Genomic DNA, 226 nt, shown 5'->3' with positions numbered 1-226 from the left:
GATCTTGAGTTGCGGAACGTCTCTGTGAACCTGGGCGATCAGGTCAATGCCACTGCGGCCGGGCATCGACAAGTCCAACACGATGACGTCGGCCGGTGTATTGCGCACCAGATCAATGGTGGATGCACCATCGATAGCCTCGCCGACAACCTCGATATCGCTCGCATCGCTCAGGATCCGACCCAATCCCTCACGAAAGACGGCATGGTCGTCCGCTATCAGCACC

General features: G+C 58.4%; 1 protein-coding gene. It reads right to left on the bottom strand.

The window, feature by feature from the left end; all coding sequences use genetic code 11:
* A partial coding sequence (locus tag G5A07_RS21875) for a response regulator transcription factor (protein WP_191864032.1) occupies window positions 1-226 on the bottom strand: 226 nt, incomplete at both ends.

This window comes from Stenotrophomonas sp. AS012628 (assembly GCF_010608305.1).
GTDB lineage: Bacteria > Pseudomonadota > Gammaproteobacteria > Xanthomonadales > Xanthomonadaceae > Stenotrophomonas > Stenotrophomonas geniculata.
The sequence above is the reverse complement of the archived record's forward strand: the minus strand, read 5'-3'. Positions and strand labels throughout refer to the sequence as shown.